We start from the raw sequence: 20,366 nt of genomic DNA on the forward strand, positions 1-20,366 counted from the left end.
CACGTCGATCCGGGTCGTCGCCCCCTGTTGCGGCCACCCGGATTGGCTTAGCCTTCCGCCGGGGGGATCGAAAGTCCCTGAGCCGTGCGCGGGAGGGGGCGCCATGAGCGTGGCAGCAGCGTCCGTCCCGCGCGCCTCCCGGACGCCGGCGGACGGAGCGGGCCGGTGAGCTCCGGCAGGGCCGGCGATCCCGTCGACCGGCCCGAACCCCGCGGCACCCCGCCGCGAGTCCTCCTGCTGGTCGCCGCCGTCACGCTCACCGCGCTGGCGGCGGTCGTGATCGGCCTGACCGTCCCGGTCACGCTCCCGCCGGACGACCCCCTGCCCGCCCCGGCGCGCTTCGGCCTCGCGGTCGCCGCGTTCGCGGTCGCCCAGCTGGCCCGGCTGCGGTTCCGCACCGCGACCGGCATGGTCAGCATCACCTGGGGCGAGGCCGCCCTGATCGTCTGCCTCTACTTCGTGCCGCCCGGGTGGCTGCCCGCCGCGGCGCTGCTCGGCGTCGGACTGGCCTGGAGCGGGATGTCCCTGGCCGTCGACCGCCGGCCCCCGGCCGAGGTGCTGCGGATCGCCGCCTCACTGACCGCGGCAACCGCGCTGGCCGTCGCGGTCGCCACCGCGCTCGGCTCGCCGCTGCTGGCCGCCCCCACCCCGGGGCTCGCGGTCGCCCTGATCGCCGGCTCGGTCACCTACCTGCTCGCCACCGCCTGCCTCGGCGGGGCCACCCTGGCCCTGCGGCACGGCGTCTCCGTCGGCCCGCCGATCCTCGCCGCGCTCCGCGGCAAGCTGCTGATGTTCGTCGGCAACGTGGCGGTCGGCCTGGCCGTGGTGGCGCTGCTGGAGATCGACGCCCGCTGGCTGCTGCTGCTCCCGCCGCCGCTCTGGCTGCTCCAGCAGACCTACCGGCACCGGCTGCGCGCCGAACGGGAACGCCGGGACTGGCGGGCGTTCGCCGAGGCCACCGCCGCGCTCAACCAGCTCGACGAGCGGGGGGTGGCCACCGCCGCGGTGACCGGCGCGCTGCGCCTCTTCGGCGCCGAACTGGTCGACGTCGACGTGGCCCGGGGCGACGACCGGTGGCGGCGCTACCGGGGCGACGCCGCGGGCCAGGTCCGCGACCGGGAGGTGGGCCCGCCCGGGCCGTCCACCGCCGGGGAGCACGAGCTGACCCGCCAGCTCACCGTCGGCGACGTCGTGGTGGGCCAGTTGCGGGTCCGGTTCCCCGCGTCGGGGCCGCCGAGCGCCCGCGAGCGCGACGCGGTGGCCGCCTTCTCCGACGCCCTCGCCGCCGCGCTGCACGACGCGGCCACCCACCGGGAGCTGCGGCTGGTCAGCGCCCGGTCGTCGTACGAGGCGGTGCACGACGCGCTGACCGGGCTGGTCAACCGGGCGGCCATGCTCAGCAAGGGCGACCAGTCGCTGCGGCAGCTCGCCCACGACCATCCCGTCGCTCTCCTGCTGCTGGACATCAACCAGTTCAAGGAGGTCAACGACACCCTCGGGCACGCGGCCGGCGACCAGCTGCTGCGGCTGACCGCCAACCGGCTGGGCGCCCTCGCCCGCCCCGGCGACCTGCTGGGCCGCCTCGGTGGCGACGAGTTCGCCCTGCTGCTGACGTCGGTCCCGGTGGTCGGTGACCGGGCGGCCCCGATGGCGTACGCGCTGCGCCAGGCCCGGGAGATCGCCGAGCGGCTGGCCGCACCGACCGAGGTGGCCGGGGTGCGGATGTCCGTCGAGGTCTCGGTCGGGGTGGTGGTGGCCGGCGCGGGCACCGCCGACCTGACCGAGCTGCTGCGCCGGGCCGACATCGCGATGTACCAGGCCAAGGAGGGCGGCGGCAGCGTCGCCGCGTACGACAGCTCCCGCGACGCCGCGAGCACCGACCAGCTCGCGCTGCTGGCCGAGCTGCGGGAGGCGTTGCAAGCCGACGACCAGCTGGTGCTGGCCCTGCAACCGGCCGTCGACCTGGCCACCGGCGCGCCGACCGGGGTGGAGGCGCTGATCCGCTGGCGGCACCCCCGGCGCGGCTGGCTCGGCCCGGTGGACTTCATCCGCCCGGTGGAGAACAGCGAGCAGCTCGGCACCTTCACCCGGTACGTGCTGGACAAGGCGCTCGCGGTGGCGGCCGACTGGACCCGTCAGGGGCTGGACGTGCCGATCTCGGTGAACCTGTCGGCGCGCAGCCTGCTCGACCCGCGACTCCCGGCCGAGATCGCCGACGCGTTGCGCCGGCACCAGGTGCCGCCGCACCGGCTGGTCCTGGAGATCACCGAGACGGTGGTGATGAGCGAGCTGGAGGTGATCGACGAGGTGCTGGCGACCCTGCGGGCGATGGGCGTGCAGCTCGCCGTCGACGACTTCGGCACCGGCTTCTCGTCGCTGACCTTCCTGACCCGGATCGCCGTGGACGAGTTGAAGGTCGACCGCTCCTTCGTAATCCGGATGGCCGACTCGCCGGAGGCCGCCGCGATCGTCCGGACCACCGTCGGGCTCGCCCACGAGCTGGGGCTGCGGGTGGTCGCGGAGGGGGTGGAGACCGCCGAGCAGCGGCTGGCCCTGGCCGAGCTGGGCTGCACCGCCGCCCAGGGCTACCACTTCTTCAAGCCGATGCCGGCCGACAAGATCGGCGCGGTGCTCGGCTCGCTGCGCGACGCCGCCGAGTCGAACGTCTTCCCGCTGCGCGCCGACGGGGCTTCCTGACCGTCGGCGCGGCCGGGCGACCCTGCACCGTGCTCACGAGATGCGGCGTGTCGCGGTGTCCTATCTCGGGGACACCGCGACACGCCGCAAAGCGCCGACGGGTCAGCCCCGGGGCAGGACCGTGCCGACGACGGCGGGCATGGTGGCCCAGTCCGCCGAGGCGATGCTGGCGTGGGCGGCCGCGAGCTGGGCGACCCGGGCCCGGGCGGCCTCGACGTCACCCGTCGGCAGGGCCGGGGCGACGTTCTGCGCGTCGGTCATCACCAGCAGGTAGTGGTTGGCGCCGTACCAGGAGGTGTCGATCCCGCCGGTGACGTACGCGCCCGCGTCGCCGTCGAAGAGGACGAACCACGGGCGCAGGCTCGTGTCGGCGTACCGGGTGCGGGGGTCGCCGGCCTGGGCGCGGTGCACGGCGGGGAACGCCTGCGCCCGCTCCAGCGTGCCGGCCGCGGCGAGCGTCCGCAGGTGCTGGGCGTACTCGACGTCGGTCCAGAGGGTGTCGGTCGGGTTGCCCTCCTCGACCGTGCCCGGGATCAGCTCGACGATCACCTTGCCGGCGAGCTGCTGCCGGCTCGGCCAGGCGTCCGCGCGGGCGGCGGCGTCGAGCGTCGGGTATCCGCCCTTCAGATCGGCCGGGCGGAAGACCCGGCTGCCCAGGCGGGCCGCGAGCAGCGCGTCGAGCTGGGCCGGTCCCTGCCCGGTACGGGAGCTGAAGCCCGTCTTCAGCTCCAGCTTGAGCTGGATCGGGCCGGCGTCGGGGTGGGCGCCGAGCCAGAGCCGGATGTCGTCCAGGCAGTGCTCCAGGTTCTTGTTGCGGGTGCCGGTGTAGAGCTGGGCGGCGCTGGTGGCGGCGACGCAGTTGTTGTCGTTGCCGAGCGGGTTGGAGTGGCTGACCCGCCACTGCCGGGTGAACACGTCCGGCCAGACGTCCAGCTCGATCAGGCCGGGCCGGGCGTCGAGCGCCTGCGCCAGGTAGGTGTAGGTGCCCTTCTCGTACGCGTTGTGGGTGCCGACGGCGGTGGTCCCGGAGACGCGGGTCTGCGGGTCCACGGCGGCGGAGGCGGGTTGTCCGGTGAGCACCGCCGTGAGCACCGTGATCGAGGTGAGGGCTGTCAGGGTACGGATTCCGCGCATGCGTGCCTCCTCGCGAGGCCGGCGACCACCGCCGGCATGCACAGATATAAATAGATGAACGTGAACGGGGGAAGGCCCGTTGATGCCGTCGGTCCGGCCGCCGGGTGCGTCGCGGGGTGGATATGGTCGTCGGGTGAACCGACTCGCGGACGCCACCTCGCCGTACCTGCTCCAGCACAAGGACAATCCGGTCGACTGGTGGCCCTGGTGCGCCGAGGCGTTCGCCGAGGCGAAGCGGCGCGACGTGCCGGTGCTGATCTCCGTCGGCTACGCGGCCTGCCACTGGTGCCACGTGATGGCGCACGAGTCGTTCGAGGACGAACACGTCGGCGCGCTGGTCAACGACAACTTCGTGGCGATCAAGGTGGATCGCGAGGAGCGGCCGGACGTCGATGCGGTCTACATGACCGCCACCCAGGCGATGACCGGGCAGGGCGGCTGGCCGATGACGGTCTTCGCCACCCCGGACGGCACCCCGTTCTTCTGCGGCACCTACTTCCCGAAGCCGAACTTCGTCCGGCTGCTCCAGTCGGTCGGCACCGCCTGGCGCGACCAGCGCGAGGCGGTGCTCCAGCAGGGCGCCGCCGTGGTCGAGGCGATCGGCGGGGCCCAGGCCGTGGGCGGCCCCACCGCCCCGCTCACCGCCGAACTGCTCGACGCCGCCGCCGACCAGCTCGCCCGTGAGTACGACGAGACGAACGGCGGCTTCGGCGGCGCGCCGAAGTTCCCGCCGCACATGAACCTGTTGTTCCTGCTGCGGCACCACCGGCGTACCGGATCGGCGCGCAGCCTGGAGATCGCCCGGCACACCGGCGAGGCGATGGCCCGGGGCGGCATCCACGACCAGCTCGCCGGTGGCTTCGCGCGCTACTCGGTGGACGGTCACTGGACGGTGCCGCACTTCGAGAAGATGCTCTACGACAACGCCCTGCTGCTGCGCTTCTACACCGACCTGTGGCGGCTGACCGGCGACCGGACGGCCCGCCGGGTCGCCCGGGACACCGCCCGCTTCCTCGCCGACGAGCTGCACCGGCCGGGGGAGGGGTTCGCCTCGGCGCTGGACGCCGACACCGAGGGCGTGGAGGGGCTCACCTACGCCTGGACGCCGGCCCAGCTCGTCGAGGCGCTGGGTGAGGCAGACGGCCGCTGGGCCGCCGACCTGTTCGACGTCACCCCGGACGGCACCTTCGAGCACGGCACGAGCGTGCTCAAGCTGGCCCGCGACGTGGACGACGCCGACCCGGAGATCCGGGCCCGCTGGCAGGACGTCGTCGGCCGGCTGCTGGCCGCCCGGGACGCCCGCCCGCAGCCGGCCCGCGACGACAAGGTGGTGGCCGCCTGGAACGGCCTGGCGATCACCGCCATCGCCGAGTTCCTCCGGGTCGCCGCCGGGTACGCCACCCGTGCGGACGAGGACGTGAACCTGATGGAGGGCGTCACCATCGTCGCCGACGGGGCGATGCGCGACGCCGCCGAGCACCTGGCCGCCGTGCACCTGGTCGACGGCCGGCTGCGCCGGGCGTCGCGCGACAAGGTGGTCGGCGAGCCGGCGGGCGTGCTGGAGGACTACGGCTGCGTCGCCGAGGCGTTCTGCGCCATGCACCAGCTCACCGGCGAGGGGCGGTGGCTGGAGCTGGCCGGCACGCTGCTCGACACCGCCCTGGCCCACTTCGTCGCCCCCGACGGCGGCTTCTACGACACCGCCGACGACGCCGAGCGGCTGGTCACCCGTCCGGCCGACCCGACGGACAACGCCACCCCGTCCGGTCGTTCGGCGATCGTGGCGGCGCTGGTGGCGTACTCCGCGTTGAGCGGGGAGAGCCGGTACCGGGAGGCGGCCGAGAAGGCGCTCTCCACCGTCGCGCCGATCGTCGGGCGGCACGCCCGGTTCACCGGCTACGCGGCGACCGTGGGGGAGGCGCTGCTCTCCGGGCCGTACGAGATCGCGGTGGTCACCGACGACCCGGAGGGGGACCCGCTGGTCGCCGCCGCGGTACGGCACGCCCCGCCGGGCGCGGTGGTGGTGGCCGGCTGTCCCGACCAGCCGGGGGTGCCGCTGCTCGCGGACCGGCCGCTGGTCGACGGGCGGCCCACCGCGTACGTGTGCCGGGGTTTCGTCTGCCAGCGGCCGGTGACCTCGGTCGACGACCTGGTCGTCCAACTCGCCTGACCGGCGTCACCCGGGTCGCGTCGGTGTCTGTCGCGCTGTCACGGCCAGAGCAGCTCGCGGTCCCAGCCGTCCGGGGTCCGGCGGTAGCGCAGCCGGACGTGTCGGCGCTCCCGGTCGGCCTGCCAGAACTCGACGGTCTCGGGCCGCACCAGGTAGACGGTGTGGGCCTCGGCGACGAGCTCCGGGTCCGCGCCGATCATGGCGCGGCTCCGGGCGAACGCGATGTCGAGGGCGGCCCGGTCGGCGAGCGGTTCGCTCTGCCGGCCGGTGAGGGTGGCGACCCGGGAACCGAACGGGCGGGCCAGGAAGTCCTGCCGGGAGACCGCCGGGTCGGCGGGCCTGGCGACACCCCGGACCCGGACCTGCCGGCCCAGCTCCCGCCAGTGGAAGGTCAGCGCCGCCCGGGGGTTGCCGGCGAGCTGCCGGCCCTTGGCGCTGTGGGCACTGGTGGCGAAGTGCCAGCCGTCGGCGTCGAGGTCCTTGAGGATCAGCACGCGCGCGTCGGGGAAGCCGTCGGCGTCCACCGTCGAGACGGTCATCGCGTGCGGCTCGTCCACCCCGGCGCTCACCGCCGTGGCGAACCAGGAGGCGAAGAGGGGCACCGGATCGTCCGGCACGTCGGTGGGGTCGAAGGAGGGCATCTCGTGCGCCAGCACCGGAAGTCCACGCAGCGTGTCACGGGTCGTCATGACGTGATCATGTCAATCGCCGGCCGTCGGAGTGGCCCCGCCCGCCGGCCGCGGCGCGGGGTCGGTGGGTTCCGGCGGGCGACGGCGGCCCTCCGCTCGGGCGGCGCCGGCCGTCCCGATAGGCTGGCGGCGCTATGGATTCCCGTACCGGTCTGCCTGTCGTCGGCATGGTGGGCGGGGGCCAGCTGGCCCGGATGACCCACCAGGCCGCGATCGCCCTCGGCCAGTCGCTGCGCGTGCTGGCGCTCGCCCCGGACGACGGCGCCGCCCTGGTGGCCGCCGACGTCCAGTACGGCGACCACACCGACCTCTCCGCGCTGCGCACCTTCGCCAAGGGCTGCGACGTGGTCACCTTCGACCACGAGCACGTCCCCACCGAGCACATCCGCACCCTCGCCGACGAGGGGGTGAAGCTCTTCCCGCCCGCGGACGCCCTGCTGCACGCCCAGGACAAGCGGATCATGCGGGAGCGGCTCACCGCCCTGGGTGCGCCGAACCCGGCCTGGCGTCCCGTCACCACCCCGGCCGAGCTGGTCGCCTTCGGCGAGGAGCAGGGCTGGCCGGTGGTGCTCAAGGCGGCCCGGGGCGGGTACGACGGCCGGGGCGTCTGGATGGTCGCCGACGCCGGTCAGGCCGCCGAGCTGGCTGCCACCCTGCTCGCCGGCGGCACCTCGCTGCTCGTCGAGGAGCGGGTGACGCTGCGCCGGGAACTGGCCGTGCAGGTGGCCCGCTCGCCGTTCGGGCAGGTCGCCGCGTACCCGGTGGTGGAGACCGTGCAGCGGGACGGGATCTGCGTGGAGGTGCTCGCCCCCGCCCCCGACCTGCCGGAGGAGCTGGCCGTCGCCGCCCAGCAGCTCGCCATCGACCTGGCCACCGCGCTCGGCGTGGTCGGCATGCTGGCGGTGGAGCTGTTCGAGACGCCCACCGGGCTGGTGGTGAACGAGCTGGCCATGCGCCCGCACAACTCCGGGCACTGGACCATCGAGGGGGCCCGCACCTCGCAGTTCGAGCAGCACCTGCGGGCCGTGCTCGACTACCCGATGGGGGACACCTCGCTCACCGCGCCGGTCGTCGTGATGGCGAACGTGCTCGGCGGGGAGCCGGGCGGGATCTCCATCGACGAGCGGCTGCACCACCTGTTCGCCGCCGAGCCCGGCGCCAAGGTGCACCTGTACGGCAAGCAGGTGCGACCCGGCCGCAAGATCGGGCACGTCACGCTGCTCGGCGACGACCTGGACGACGTACGGACCCGGGCCGCGCGAGCCGCCCGCTGGCTGCGCGAGGGGCACGAATGAGCACGGTCGGGCTGATCATGGGCAGCGACTCGGACTGGCCGACCATGAGGGCCGCCGCCGAGGCGCTGGACGAGTTCGGCGTGCCGTACGAGGTCGGTGTCGTCTCCGCCCACCGCACCCCGGTCAAGATGATCGAGTACGGCCGGTCCGCCGCCGACCGGGGCCTGAAGGTGATCATCGCGGGTGCGGGCGGGGCCGCCCACCTGCCCGGCATGGTCGCCTCGGTCACCCCGCTGCCGGTGATCGGCGTGCCGGTGCCGCTCAAGCACCTGGACGGGATGGACTCCCTGCTCTCCATCGTGCAGATGCCGGCCGGCGTGCCGGTCGCCACGGTGTCGATCGGCAACGCCCGCAACGCCGGCCTGCTCGCCGTGCGCATCCTGGCCGCGGGCGACCCGGCGCTGCTCACGCGGATGGCCGACTACCAGGCCGGCCTGGAGGAGATGGTGGCGGAGAAGGACGCCGCCCTGCGCGCCTCCCTCGGCTGAGCCGCCTCCCGGCCGGCCGGGCACCCTCCGTCGCGGCCCTGGGGCGCGGCCTTGGTCGCCGTCCCGGGTTGTGTGCCACCCGGTCAGCACGCGGACGGGCTGTTCACTGTCCGTAGCCTGAGGGTGATATCACGCAGCGTGATCTTCGTGGCGCGAGCGGGATGGGGTCATCGCGCCCTTTGCTCTGCTTACCCGGACGCACCGCTGCCCTGATCAGGGTCGATGCGACGAGCCCTCCATGCGACCTCCGTCCAGTCAGTTACTAGCGGTTACTGGTGCGTGGGTGGCTGCAGAGCAAAGGGCGCACACCGCAGCACCCGGCTGAGCTCGAACCTCGCCCAGCGTGACAGCGTCCGATCCGCCCCGGGCCGGTGGCGACCGACGCATGCACAGCGCCGCCGTCCGGCGGGAGCGCCGACGGAAGCACCGGCACCCCCGGTCCCACCCGGCCCGCTCGGCGCAACCCGGCAGTCACACCGCAGGGCCCCTCCGCTTCATCGCATGCCGCGCAGCGCCGTCTGCAGGCGCTCCTGGGCCCGGCGACGCCGCTCGTTGCTGGCGCCGAGCACCAGCAGCACCAGCCCGACCGGGATCAGCACCAGCCACGGGCCGAGACTGAACAGGGCGTGCACCGCCGCGATCGCGGTCACCGTGGCCCCCACGATCACCGGCGCCTGCTGCTGGCTCATCGAGCCGAAGATCAGCACCGCCACCGCACCGAGCAGCAGCAGCACCTGCCGCAGCATGCTGGATTCGGTGGCCAGCACGATCGCCAGGGTCGGCACGAACGCGGCCACCAGCGCCGGCCCGTACGCCACCCAGCTCGACAGGTCCGGCCGGTGCCGCAGTTCGAGGACCCCCACCAGCAGCGCCAGCGCCGCGAACGGCAACGTGTACGCCTCGGGCAGCGCCACGTCGGCGACCTGCATCAGGATCCACCAGGCGGTGATCTCACAGGCCACCACCGACCAGAACAGGATGCGCCGTTCCACCGGGCGCCGGCCCGGCCGGGTCGCCGCCACCCCGAGCACGGCGCCCCAGGCGGCGAGCAGGGCGGCGATGTGCCGGGGCGAGTCGAAGGCCAGCGCCAGGGCGATCAGCGCGGCGCCGTACCCGCTCCACTCCACGGTGGCGGCCTCGCGCTGCGCCTCGGGGCGGCGCAGCCGGGGCAGGGTGGCCGCGAAGACCTGCAACGCCGCGCCGACGGCCAGCACCCCGAACGCCGACCAGACCGCGGCGAGCCCGGCCACCAGGCCGGCGGTGAGCACGAAGAGCTGCGCCATCAGCGAGGCGAAGAGCCAGCCCAGGATCCGCGCCCGCTGGGTGGTGCCGAAGAGCGCCGCCACCGTGCCGACGCCGACCGCCCCGCCCAGGGTGAACAGGGTCAACCCCCGGGCGCCGAGGCTGCCGGCCAGCCCGGCGCCGCCGGCGGCCAGCCCGATCATGAAGACCAGCACCCGGGCGACCCGCAGCGACCGGGCCCGCTCGGCCAGCGGCGGCGGCGGGGTCAGCGCCAGGCCGAGCATCGAGATGGTGAAGACCGCGAGCGAGGCCAGCGTGCTCTCCGGCCAGGCGTGACCCAGGGCGGTCGGCGTGATCAGCAGGGTCACCGCGAGCCCGGGCAGCACCACCGGTACGGCCCGTGAGCGCCGCCCGTCGCCGAGGCCGGTGGCGGCCAGCGCCGCCGTCGCGGTGAGCAGCAGGGCGGTGAGCACGTGCGTGCCGTCGACCGCTTCCGGCGGAGGGGTGAGCAGCTCCGGGGGCGGGCCCTGCCAGATCCGGGAGAGCATCCGGTGCGGCTCCACCAGCGCGACGTAGAGCAGCGGGGCCAGCGAGGCCAACGCCAGCAGGGTCGGCAGGGCCGCCGCGGCGAGGGCGCCGGCGGCGGGGCTGACCCGCCAGCGGCGGCGCGTCCCGTCGTCCGGCAGCCGGCGCAGGGCGCCGTCCAGCAGCACCGCCCAGCGGCGTACCGGCTGGGCCGAGCCGACGGGCGGGACGGTGGCCGCCCGGACCAGCTCGGCGAGCACCCCGAGCAGGGCGGCCGCGGCGGCGTACACCCCGGAGGGCAGGCCGGCGAAGATGGCGGCCAGCGCGCTGATCGTCGCGCCGCCGACGATCGCCGCGCTCGCGTAGGGCAGGTACTGCGGCACCTGGCGGCGGACCGCGGCCACCGCCGCCAGCCCGACGCTGGAGGCGGCCAGCGCGGCGGTCAGCACCACCTGGGCGGGGTGACCGAACTCCGCGGCCAGCGCGGCGACCGCCCCGGGCAGCGCGAGCAGGGCCGCTCCGGCCGCCGCCCCGCCGATCTGCACCAGGTGCGGTGGCATCCCCTCGGTCTCGACGTCCTCCACCAGGGACGACGCGAACGTGCGGGCCAGGCCGGCGACGACCAGGCCGATGAGCGCGACGCCGCCCAGCGCCAGCGCGGTGGTCCACGGGCGGACCAGGCCGGCCCCGGCCGCGTGCAACGCGACGGCGCCGGCCACGGTGGCCCGGGACAGCGCCCCGCGCGGATCGACGGTGGCCGCCGAGGCCGTCCCGAAGACGGTGGCCACCGCCAGGCCCACCAGCACCGGAGACCACCACGGCAGGTCGAACGCGGCGGGCGCGCCGATGGTGGCGAGCACCGCGGCGGCGCCGGCCACGTCGTACTTCCACGGCGGGGGCAGAAGGATCCCGGCGACGGTGCCGAGCAGCGCCAGCGCGACCGGGGCCTGCCAGGCGGAGCCGCCGGTCGGGGCGGCCGGCCAGCCCGTCAGGTCACCGGCCCAGATCGGGCCCGGGGTGGCCAGCACCCCCCAGCCGCCGCGCAGCGCCGACCAGCCCGCGATCAGCCCGATCAGCACCCCACCGACGGCGATGCCGGCCACCGGGCCGCGCCGCCACTCCTCCGGCATCGCGCGGGCGGCGACGGCGACCACCAGGACCAGCGCGGCGGCCACCACGAGCTGCCCGCCGGGGGAGATGACCGCGGCGATCCGGACCAGCGTGGCGATCAGCGCCGCGGTGACCGCGGCTGCGGCCAGGTCGGAGCTGTCCAACGTGGCGTCCGAGCGGCGGGACGCGTCGATCTTCGGCGCGAAGAGCAGCAGCAGGGTCGCGACCAGCAGCAGCCCACCCACCCACGCGTCGGCGGCGGTCCGGCCCGGCGCGAAGAAGGCCGCTCCGACGACGGCGAGCGCGCCGAGGCCGGTGCCGATCGCGTGCGGCAGGGCGATGTGCCGCTGGGAGACCTGGACCATCGCCGCGTACCCGAGGGTCACGCAGACGGCGAGGAAACTCGCCGCGAGGATCGGGACGGTCAGCTCGCGCAGCACCGCCGGGGTGGGCGCGGGGCCGGCCGGCTCGGTGGCGGCGACGAAGGCGGCCACCGCCCCGGGCAACGCGAACGCGGCCCCGCCGGCCGCCCAGCCCGAGAGCGTGTCCGCGACCGCCGGGGTGATCCGCACCCGGGGCGCGAGCGCCACCAGTACCCCGGCCAGCATGAGCACGGTCAGCGCCGCCGCGGTCGGCGCGGGCCGGCTCAGCGCGGCGCCGGCCCCGATGATCCCCACGACGGTCGCGGTGACGGCGTGCGCCAGGGCGGCCCGCTCGGTGCCGGCGGAGAGCCCGAGCACCCCGATGGCGACCGCGGCGAGCACCATCGGCCAGGGCGCCGCTGCCCAGCCGAGGCCGAGGGAAGCGGGCACGGCGAGCGCGGTCAGCCCCGCGCCGACCACCGCGAACTCCCGACGGATCTCCGGTGGCAGGGCGAGCACCGCCGCCACGGTCAGCAGCAGGGCGCTGGCGGCGAGCTGCCAGGCGGCCGGCCCCACCGCGGCGGCCAGCTCGGCGGGGAACCGGTCCAGGTCGGCCGACCAGGCGGGCTGGGCGGCGCGGACCGGGGCCAGGCCGGCCCGCAGGGCACCCCCGGCGACCACCACGCCGCTGACCGTCAGCGCCGCCGCCGAGGCGAACTGCGGCCCGCGCCGGGCCGCCTCCGGTACGGCCCGGACAGCCAGCCCGGTGAGCGTGATGACGGCGGCGATGAGCAGCAGCGCGCGGCCGGGGAAGGCGACCGAGGCGATCCGGCCCAACGCCCCGATAACGGCCAGGGTGAAGATGCCGGCGCCCACGTCGGGCAGCGGCGGCCGGCGCAGCACCAGCGTGCCGGCCAGGGTCACCGCCGCCGCGAGCAGCAGCGCCGCGCCGGCCACCACCGCCGCCGGTACGGTGCTCGCGCGCAGCAGCGCGGTGACTCCGTACGCCAGCGCGAGCGCCGCCGCCGCGCCGTGCAGCAGCCAGGTCAGCTGGGGCAGCCACGGCACCGGGCGGGCCGCCTCCGGCGGCGCGGGGGCGGTCGCCCCGCCGAGCACCTCGCCGGACTCCTCGGGGGCCGTCTCCGGGCGGGTCTCGCCGGAGGTGCGTTGCCGGGGCGGGGCCGGGGCGGCCGGGTCGGCCGGTGGCAGGTCGTCGCGGACCGGGCGTTCGAGCAGCAGCCCGGAGCGGGCCAGCCACAGGTCGAGCACCGCCACCACGGTCAGTACGAGCGCCCACCCGCCCGGACCGGTGACCCGGTCGTACGCCAGCAGTGGCACCACGGGTTGGGCGGCGAGCACGGCGGCGAAGCGGGGCGCGCGCAGGCCGGTGCCCTTGGCGTAGGCGAGGGCGACGCCGGCGGTGACCGCGAAGATCATGCCGGAGAAGACCGCGCCGGACGCGCCCCCGTTGCCGATCCGGTCCACCGCCCACAGCGCGTACCCGGCGAGCGGCACCAGCAGCAGGCCGACCGTGGCGATGGTCTCGGCGGTCGAGGTCAGCCCCCGTCGGGCCAGCACGGGTGGGGCGAGCAGCAGCAGCACGGTGGCGACGAGCAGGATGCCCAGCCGGGCCAGCGCGTCCATCGAGCTGGTGGCGACGGCGGCGAAGACCACCGCGGCCACCGCGAGCAGCAGCGCGCCGAGCCCGAGCGGGATGTTCTGCACCTCGCGGGAGGACGCCTCCGGCGGGTGCTCCGGGTTGTCCGCGTCCAGCCAGGTGGCGGTGGCGCGGGGCGGTGGGCCCGGTGGCGGCTCGTCGGGACCGGCGGGGCCGGCGCCCTGCCGGGGCACCCGGGGCGGCGCGCCGGTGGCGGCGGTCGGCGGGCGGCGGCCGGGCTTGCGGCGCAGCACCCGCCGGGGACGGGTGGCCTGCTTGACCCGTTCCTCACCGGCGTGCGCGAGGATGTCCCGCTGGAAGAGGGCGGCCTGCATCTTCGCGGCGATCTGCCGCTGCTCGGCGGCGATCGCGGCGTCGCGCGCCTTCAGCTCCGCGATGGAGCGTTCGATCTCCGCCAGGTGCTCGCGCCAGCGCGGCTGCTCGGCCCCGCAGTGCGGGCAGTGGGCGGCCGGCGTGAACTGCCGCCCGCACGAGGAGCACTGAAAGTTCTCCACCACACCCCTCCACCCGGCCGAACCGCACTGTGGATCCCCACTGTCGCAGCATGCCCTGACCCGGCGCGGATTTCGACACCCGGCAGTGCGATTCGGGACAACAAAACGCGCCGGCCGGGAAGCGGTGCTTCCCGGCCGGCGCGTCAGGACGAGGTCAGGGGCGGCCCATGCCCCGGTACTCCCAGCCGGCCTGCGTCCACAGTGCCGAGTCCAGGCAGTTGCGTCCGTCGACCACCTTGCGGCCGGCGACCAGCTCGCCGAGGGCGACCGGGTCGGCGTTGCGGAAGTCGGCCCACTCGGTGAGCACGCAGACCAGGTCGGCTCCGGTGACGGCGTCGTTCACGCTGGCCTCGTAGGTCAGCTCGGGGGCCACCCGACGGGCGTTCTCGGTGCCCTGCGGGTCGTACACGTGCACGTCGGCGCCGGCCTTCTGCAGCAGCGCGGCGACGGCGAGCGCCGGGGCGTCGCGGACGTCGTCGGTGTTGGGCTTGAAGGTCGCGCCGAGCACGGCGATCCGGGTGCCGGCGAAGTCCGGGCCGGCCGGCCCGGAGCGGCGGCCGAGCAGGTCCGCGGCGAGCTGGAGCACCCGGGTACGACGGCGCAGGTTGATCAGGTCCACCTCGTGCAGGAAGCGCAGCGCCTCGCCGGCGCCCAGCTCCTGCGCCCGGGCCTGGAAGGCGCGGATGTCCTTGGGCAGGCAGGCGCCGCCGAAGCCGAGGCCGGCCTGGAGGAACCGGTTGCCGATACGCGGGTCGTACCCGATGGCCCGGGCCAGCTGCGTGACGTCGCCGCCGGAGGCCTCGCAGACCTCGGCCATCGCGTTGATGAAGGAGATCTTGGTGGCCAGGAAGGCGTTCGCGGCGACCTTGACCAGCTCGGCGGTGGCGAAGTCGGTGACCACCAGGGGGACCTCCCGGTCCTCGGTGGCGGCCAGGTCGAAGACGCCCTTGTGGGCGGCGTAGAGCATGGCGTTGGCCCACTCGCTCTTGACGCCGACCACGATCCGGTTGGGGCGCAGCACGTCGTCGACGGCGAAGCCCTCCTGGAGGAACTCGGGGCTCCAGGCCACCTCGACGCCCAGGTCGGTCGGGGTGTGCTTGCCGACCAGCTGCTCCACCCACTCGGCGGTGCCGACCGGCACGGTGGACTTGCCGACGATCAGCGCCTTGCGGGTCAGGTGCTGGGCCAGGCTGGTCACCGACGCCTCGACGTACGACAGGTCCGCGCCCATCCCGTCGGCGCGCTGCGGGGTGCCCACGCAGATGAAGTGCACATCGCCGAACTCGGCGGTCTCGGCGATGTCGGTGCTGAACCGCAGCCGGCCGGCGGCCAGGTTGCGCTTGAGCAGCTCGTCGAGGCCCGGCTCGTGGATCGGCACCTCGCCGGCGTTCAGCTTGGCGATCTTGTCGGCGTCGACGTCGAAGCCGAGGACCTCGTAGCCCAGCTCGGCGTAGCAGATCGCGTACGTCGCGCCGAGGTACCCGGTGCCGAGGAAGGTGACCCGGGGCCGCGGCGCACCCGAGGGCGGCGTCACCGGGGCGATGGCGGGCACCGGCTGGATGTTCGGGTACGGGATCGTCACGCCTGTCTTCTCCGCTCGCACTGGCGGCGCTTCGTTGCGTCGCAATCGGCTGGGGCGCCATGGCCGGGCACCGAGGGGAACTTTGTCGTCTTGTGTGAGGGTAGTTGTGCCGTGTCGACGCCTGTCGTGCGCGAGCCTACCCGCCGGTAAGGTCCGGCCGGACCTGGTGGCTATCCTTCAGTCTGCGGCAGTCGGCGGTCTCCCGGACGCCACAGACTGCGCATGATAGCGGTGAAAGGGGAGGGCCGACATGGCCGCAGAGCAGTCGTTCGACGTCTACCGGTTGCCCGAGGAGCACGAGGCGATCCGTGAGGCGGTCCGTGAGGTCTGTGACGCGAAGGTGGCCCCCAACGCCGCCGAGGCGGACGAGACCGGCGAGTTCCCGAAGGCGTCGTACGACGCCCTGCGGGCCGCGGACTTCCACGCCGCGCACATCCCCGTCGAGTACGGCGGCGCCGGGGCGGACGCCCTGGCCACGGCCATCGTGATCGAGGAGGTGGCGCGGGCCTGCGCCTCGTCCTCGCTGATCCCGGCGGTCAACAAGCTCGGCACGATGCCGCTGATCCTGGCCGGCTCCGAGGAACTGAAGCAGAAGTACCTGACGAAGGTCGCCTCCGGCGACGCGATGTTCTCGTACTGCCTCTCCGAGCCGGAGGCGGGCAGCGACGCGGCGTCGATGACCACCAAGGCCGTCCGCGACGGCGACCACTGGGTGCTCAACGGCGTGAAGCGGTGGATCACCAACGCGGGCGTGTCGGAGTTCTACACGGTCTTCGCTGTGACCGATCCCACAGCCCGCTCGCGCGGCATCTCCGCCTTCGTGGTCGAGAAGTCCGACCCCGGGGTCAGCTTCGGCGCGCCGGAGAAGAAGCTCGGCATCAAGGGCTCCCCGACCCGCGAGGTCTACTTCGACAACGTCCGGATCCCGGCCGACCGCATGATCGGCGCGGAGGGCACCGGCTTCGCCACCGCGATGAAGACCCTGGACCACACCCGGGTCACCATCGCCGCCCAGGCCGTCGGCATCGCCCAGGGCGCGCTCGACTACGCCAAGGGCTACGTCCAGGAGCGCAAGCAGTTCGGCAAGCCGGTCGCGGACTTCCAGGGCGTGCAGTTCATGCTCGCCGACATGGGCATGAAGCTGGAGGCGGCCCGGCAGCTGACGTACGCCGCCGCCGGCAAGTCGGAGCGGGGCGACGCCGACCTGACCTACTTCGGCGCGGCCGCCAAGTGCTTCGCCTCGGACGCCGCCATGGAGATCACCACCGACGCGGTGCAGCTGCTCGGCGGCTACGGCTACACCCGGGACTACCCGGTCGAGCGGATGATGCGGGACGCCAAGATCACCCAGATCTACGAGGGCACCAACCAGGTCCAGCGCATCGTGATGGCCCGCCAGTTGCTCAAGGGCTGACGTTCGGGCGGGCGGGCCGGTCACCCGGCCCGCCCGCGGCCGTCAACGGTTCTCGGTGCTGCCCTCCGGCTTGGACCCGTACCGCGGCGGCGGGGCCGTCCACGGCGACTCGGAGCCCGAGCGCCGGGGCAGCGGCTCCGTGGGCGTGTCCGGAGCCGGGTAGCCGAGCGAGAGCGGCGCGGTGTCCGACTCGCCGCGCGGAGTCGGCGGCGGCCAGTCGCTGAGCGTGAAGGTGTTCTCCGGCGGTGTGTCGTCGGCCGGGGTCAGCTCCGCCCCGGACGTCGCCGTCGCCGGCGTCGGCCAACGCCGCCACCGCTGGACGCTGAACGTCGCCATCAGCAGCAGCAGGCCGATCAGGAACAGGGTGCCGTTCTGCACGGGCAGGCTCAGCGGCAGCGGGTCCCCCAGGACCTTGCCGCCGTCCGGGATCCAATCGAGCACGGTGAACGGTGCGATGAACATCCCGACGTACGGGGTGATCAGCAGCAGCCCGGCGACGAGCGGGCCGAGCGGTGAGACGCGCAACGTGCCGAGCAGGCCGAGCAGGATGCCGGCGACGCCGAGGTAGACGGCCGGTTCGATCAGGTTGGGCGTGCTGTACGTGCCGATCTCCACCCAGCGGCGCGCGGTCCGACCCGACCCGTCCTGCCCGAGGGTGACCAGCACCCAGGTGATGGGCGCCACCACCAGCCCGGCGAGGAAGCTCCAGAGATGTCGCATTGGCGCACCGTACCGTTTCCGGCATGACCGAGCACCCCTCCGCCCCGCAGGGCAAGCCGACCTCGTACTCGCGGGTCACGCTGAGTCGCATCATGACTGCTGTCGATGTAAATCTGTACGGGACCGTGCACGGCGGGGTCCTGATGAAGTTCGTCGACGACGTGGCCGGCGCGGCGGCGGCCCGGCACAGCGGCGGCACGGCGGTCACCGCCTCGATCGACGAGATCGTCTTCTCCGAGCCGGTCCGGGTGGGTGACCTGGTCCACGCGCACGCCCAGGTCAACTGGACCGGGCACACCTCGATGGAGATCGGGGTGAAGGTGGTCGCCGAGCGGTGGGACCAGGTCGAGGACGCGCCGGTCCGGGTGGCCACCGCGTACCTGGTCTTCGTCTCCGTCGACCTGGGCGGCGCCCCGCGCCCGGTCCGGCCGGTGCTGCCGGAGACCGTGGAGGACGAGCGCCGCTACCGGGAGGCGGAGATCCGTCGCGCGCACCGGCTCGCCAAGCGGCGGGCGATCCAGGCGCACCGGGCGGGCTGAGGCGGCACCCCCGGGGGCGGGCACCGGCCCCGACCACACACGACGCGGGCCGGTGGTGTGGGCCGGCCACGCCCCGTCGCCGGCACCCGGTGCGGAGAATGGCGCTGCGAGGTAGGGCAAGATGGCGCCACGGCCCATGGACAGTGTCGTGCGGGGCCTCAGGGAGGGTGGAGCAGTGGGTGACGTGCTGTGGACGCCGCCGGCGGACGTACTCCAGCGGTCGCGGATCGGGAACTACCTGCGCTGGCTGCGTGAGCACCGCGGGCTGGACTTCGCCGACTACGACGAGCTGTGGCGCTGGTCGGTGACCGACCTGGACGCCTTCTGGCGCTCGATCTGGGACCACTTCGAGGTCGTCGCGCACACCCCGCCCACGGCGACCCTGACCGACGCGGGCCTGCCCGGCACCCGCTGGTTCCCCGGCGCGACCCTCAACTACGCCCAGAACGTGCTGCGGATGCCGGGCCGGGCCGACGACGACCCGGTGGTGATCGCGCACGGCCAGACCCGCGCGCCGGTCACGCTGACCGCGGCCGAGCTGCGCGAGCAGGTCCGCCGGGTGGCGGCCGGGCTGCGCCGGCTCGGCGTGGTCGCCGGGGACCGGGTGGCGGCGTACGCCCCGAACATCCCCGAGACGTACGTGCTGCTGCTGGCCACCAGCAGCCTCGGCGCGATCTTCTCCTCCTGCGCCCCCGAGTTCGGCACCCGCAGCGTCACCGACCGGTGGCAGCAGATCGAGCCGAAGGTGCTGGTGGCCGTGGACGGCTACCGGTACGGCGACAAGCCGGTGGACCGGCGCGGCGAGGTGGCCGCGATCCGGGCCGCGCTGCCGTCGCTGGAGCACACCGTCGGCATCGCGTACCTCGACCCGGCCGGCACCCCGATCGAGGGCGCGTTGGGCTGGCACGAGCTGGCCGCGCCGACCGACGAGCCGCTGACGTTCGCCCCGGTGCCGTTCGACCACCCGCTCTACGTGCTCTACTCCTCCGGCACCACCGGGCTGCCGAAGCCGATCGTGCACGGCCACGGCGGCATCCTGCTGGAGCACCTGAAGATGCTGGCCCTGCACCACGACCTGGGCCCGTCCGACCGGTTCTTCTGGTTCACCACCACCGGCTGGATGATGTGGAACTTCCTGGTCTCCGGCCCGGCGGTGGGGGCGGCGATCGTGCTCTTCGACGGCAACCCGGGCCACCCCGACCTGGGGGCGCTCTGGCGGCTGGCCGAGGAGACCGGCACCACGTACTTCGGCACCTCGGCGCCGTTCCTGCTGGCCTGCCGCAAGGCCGGCCTGGTGCCTGCGGAGATCGCCGACCTCTCCGCGCTGCGCGGGCTCGGCTCGACCGGCGCGCCGCTGCCCGCCGAGGGCTTCACCTGGGTGTACGAGACGGTCGGCGACCGCCTCCAGCTCCAGTCGCTCTCCGGCGGCACGGACGTCTGCACCGGTTTCGTGGGCGGGGTGCCGCTGCTGCCGGTGCACGCCGGCGAGATCACCTGTCGGGCGCTCGGCGCGCGGGTGGAGGCCCGCTCCGCCGACGGCACCCCGGTCGTCGGTGAGCTGGGCGAGCTGGTCATCACCGCGCCGATGCCGAGCATGCCGGTCGGTTTCTGGAACGACCCGGACGGCCGCCGCTACCGCGAGGCGTACTTCGAGGTCTATCCCGGCGTGTGGCGGCACGGCGACTGGATCACCATCAACTCCCGGGGCGGCTGCGTGATCACCGGTCGCTCCGACGCCACCCTGAACCGGGGCGGCGTACGGCTGGGCACCGCCGAGTTCTACTCGGTGGTGGAGGGGCTGGACGAGGTCGTCGACTCGGTGGTCGTGCACCTGGAGGACGACGAGGGCGGCGCGGGTGAGCTGCTGCTCTTCGTGGTCCTCGCCGAGGGCCTGGAGCTCGATGACGACCTGCGGCGCAAGATCTGCCGCGAGCTGCGCACCTCGCTCTCGCCCCGGCACGTCCCGGACGAGATCCACCAGGTACGCGCCGTCCCGCGCACCCTGAGCGCGAAGAAGCTCGAGGTCCCGGTCAAGAAGATCCTCACCGGCACCCCGGTCGACAACGCCGCCGCCAAGGGCGCCCTCGCCAACCCGGAGTCCCTGACCGCCTTCGCCGCCTTCGCCCAACGCCGCACCCCCACCACCGACACCCCCACCCCCGCCTAACCCCTCCCCCTGCCCTCCCCCTTGCCCCTGCCCCCGCCCTCTACCCCCGGCGATCTTGCA

12 protein-coding genes are annotated in these 20,366 nt (G+C 74.6%); 7 read left to right on the forward strand and 5 right to left on the reverse strand.

Annotated elements, in window-relative coordinates; translation table 11 throughout:
- Positions 1 to 234: 234 nt before the first annotated feature.
- The gene (locus ACPFP2_RS07785; protein ID WP_424087563.1) at positions 235 to 2,697 is read left to right on the forward strand and encodes a putative bifunctional diguanylate cyclase/phosphodiesterase; all 2,463 of its coding nucleotides are present in this window, start codon (positions 235 to 237) and stop codon (positions 2,695 to 2,697) included.
- Between the two features lie 102 nt (positions 2,698 to 2,799).
- On the opposite strand, the gene ACPFP2_RS07790 is transcribed toward ACPFP2_RS07785, so the two are convergent.
- Entirely contained in the window at positions 2,800 to 3,831 is a 1,032-nt protein-coding gene (locus ACPFP2_RS07790) for a phosphatidylinositol-specific phospholipase C domain-containing protein (RefSeq protein WP_424087509.1), read from the reverse strand.
- 133 nt (positions 3,832 to 3,964) lie between these two features.
- Between ACPFP2_RS07790 and ACPFP2_RS07795 the strand changes: the two genes are divergently transcribed.
- Positions 3,965 to 6,001 (forward strand): thioredoxin domain-containing protein, encoded by a 2,037-nt coding sequence (locus ACPFP2_RS07795; protein ID WP_424087511.1) that lies wholly within the window; start codon positions 3,965 to 3,967, stop codon positions 5,999 to 6,001.
- A gap of 38 nt (positions 6,002 to 6,039) precedes the next feature.
- Here the strand turns inward: ACPFP2_RS07795 and ACPFP2_RS07800 are convergent, their stop codons facing one another.
- Positions 6,040 to 6,690 carry a pyridoxine/pyridoxamine 5'-phosphate oxidase gene (locus ACPFP2_RS07800; protein WP_424087513.1) on the reverse strand — a complete coding sequence of 217 codons (651 nt, stop codon included), beginning with the start codon at positions 6,688 to 6,690 and terminating at the stop codon, positions 6,040 to 6,042.
- Between the two features lie 134 nt (positions 6,691 to 6,824).
- Between ACPFP2_RS07800 and ACPFP2_RS07805 the strand changes: the two genes are divergently transcribed.
- Positions 6,825 to 7,985, forward strand: a complete 1,161-nt coding sequence (locus tag ACPFP2_RS07805) for a 5-(carboxyamino)imidazole ribonucleotide synthase (protein ID WP_424087514.1) — start codon at positions 6,825 to 6,827, stop codon at positions 7,983 to 7,985.
- Positions 7,982 to 8,473, forward strand: coding sequence for a 5-(carboxyamino)imidazole ribonucleotide mutase (purE, locus tag ACPFP2_RS07810; protein WP_424087515.1), 492 nt, complete (start codon positions 7,982 to 7,984; stop codon positions 8,471 to 8,473). The genes ACPFP2_RS07805 and purE overlap by 4 nt, the downstream gene beginning before the upstream one ends.
- 494 nt (positions 8,474 to 8,967) lie before the next feature.
- Here the strand turns inward: purE and ACPFP2_RS07815 are convergent, their stop codons facing one another.
- Together ACPFP2_RS07815 and ACPFP2_RS07820 are read right to left on the reverse strand one after the other, a co-directional pair.
- Positions 8,968 to 13,884, reverse strand: coding sequence for an SCO7613 C-terminal domain-containing membrane protein (locus ACPFP2_RS07815; RefSeq protein ID WP_424087517.1), 4,917 nt, complete (start codon positions 13,882 to 13,884; stop codon positions 8,968 to 8,970).
- A 154-nt stretch (positions 13,885 to 14,038) separates the two neighbouring features.
- Positions 14,039 to 15,466 (reverse strand): UDP-glucose dehydrogenase family protein, encoded by a 1,428-nt coding sequence (locus tag ACPFP2_RS07820; RefSeq protein ID WP_424087519.1) that lies wholly within the window; start codon positions 15,464 to 15,466, stop codon positions 14,039 to 14,041.
- Positions 15,467 to 15,716: 250 nt separating this feature from the next.
- On the opposite strand from ACPFP2_RS07820, the gene ACPFP2_RS07825 reads away from it, so the two are divergent.
- Complete coding sequence (locus tag ACPFP2_RS07825; protein ID WP_424087521.1) at positions 15,717 to 16,880, forward strand: acyl-CoA dehydrogenase family protein; 1,164 nt, start codon at positions 15,717 to 15,719, stop codon at positions 16,878 to 16,880.
- A gap of 42 nt (positions 16,881 to 16,922) precedes the next feature.
- Here ACPFP2_RS07825 and ACPFP2_RS07830 read toward each other — a convergent pair whose 3' ends face one another.
- Entirely contained in the window at positions 16,923 to 17,600 is a 678-nt protein-coding gene (locus tag ACPFP2_RS07830; RefSeq protein ID WP_424087523.1) for a hypothetical protein, read from the reverse strand.
- A gap of 23 nt (positions 17,601 to 17,623) precedes the next feature.
- On the opposite strand from ACPFP2_RS07830, the gene ACPFP2_RS07835 reads away from it, so the two are divergent.
- The gene (locus ACPFP2_RS07835; protein ID WP_424087525.1) at positions 17,624 to 18,139 is read left to right on the forward strand and encodes an acyl-CoA thioesterase; all 516 of its coding nucleotides are present in this window, start codon (positions 17,624 to 17,626) and stop codon (positions 18,137 to 18,139) included.
- Positions 18,140 to 18,314: 175 nt separating this feature from the next.
- Complete coding sequence (locus ACPFP2_RS07840; RefSeq protein ID WP_424087527.1) at positions 18,315 to 20,306, forward strand: acetoacetate--CoA ligase; 1,992 nt, start codon at positions 18,315 to 18,317, stop codon at positions 20,304 to 20,306.
- The last annotated feature ends 60 nt before the right edge of the window (positions 20,307 to 20,366 follow it).

It is taken from the genome of Micromonospora citrea, assembly GCF_049629545.1.
Classification (GTDB): domain Bacteria; phylum Actinomycetota; class Actinomycetes; order Mycobacteriales; family Micromonosporaceae; genus Micromonospora; species Micromonospora citrea_A.

What these genes read in the sequence shown, in the direction of transcription:
- ACPFP2_RS07830 (WP_424087523.1), bottom strand. Translation starts at nt 17,600, where the DNA reads ATGCGACATCTCTGGAGCTTCCTCGCCGGGCTGGTGGTGGCGCCCATC.
- purE (WP_424087515.1), top strand. Translation starts at nt 7,982, where the DNA reads ATGAGCACGGTCGGGCTGATCATGGGCAGCGACTCGGACTGGCCGACC.
- ACPFP2_RS07790 (WP_424087509.1), bottom strand. Translation starts at nt 3,831, where the DNA reads ATGCGCGGAATCCGTACCCTGACAGCCCTCACCTCGATCACGGTGCTC.
- ACPFP2_RS07835 (WP_424087525.1), top strand. Translation starts at nt 17,624, where the DNA reads ATGACCGAGCACCCCTCCGCCCCGCAGGGCAAGCCGACCTCGTACTCG.
- ACPFP2_RS07800 (WP_424087513.1), bottom strand. Translation starts at nt 6,690, where the DNA reads ATGACGACCCGTGACACGCTGCGTGGACTTCCGGTGCTGGCGCACGAG.
- ACPFP2_RS07825 (WP_424087521.1), top strand. Translation starts at nt 15,717, where the DNA reads ATGGCCGCAGAGCAGTCGTTCGACGTCTACCGGTTGCCCGAGGAGCAC.
- ACPFP2_RS07805 (WP_424087514.1), top strand. Translation starts at nt 6,825, where the DNA reads ATGGATTCCCGTACCGGTCTGCCTGTCGTCGGCATGGTGGGCGGGGGC.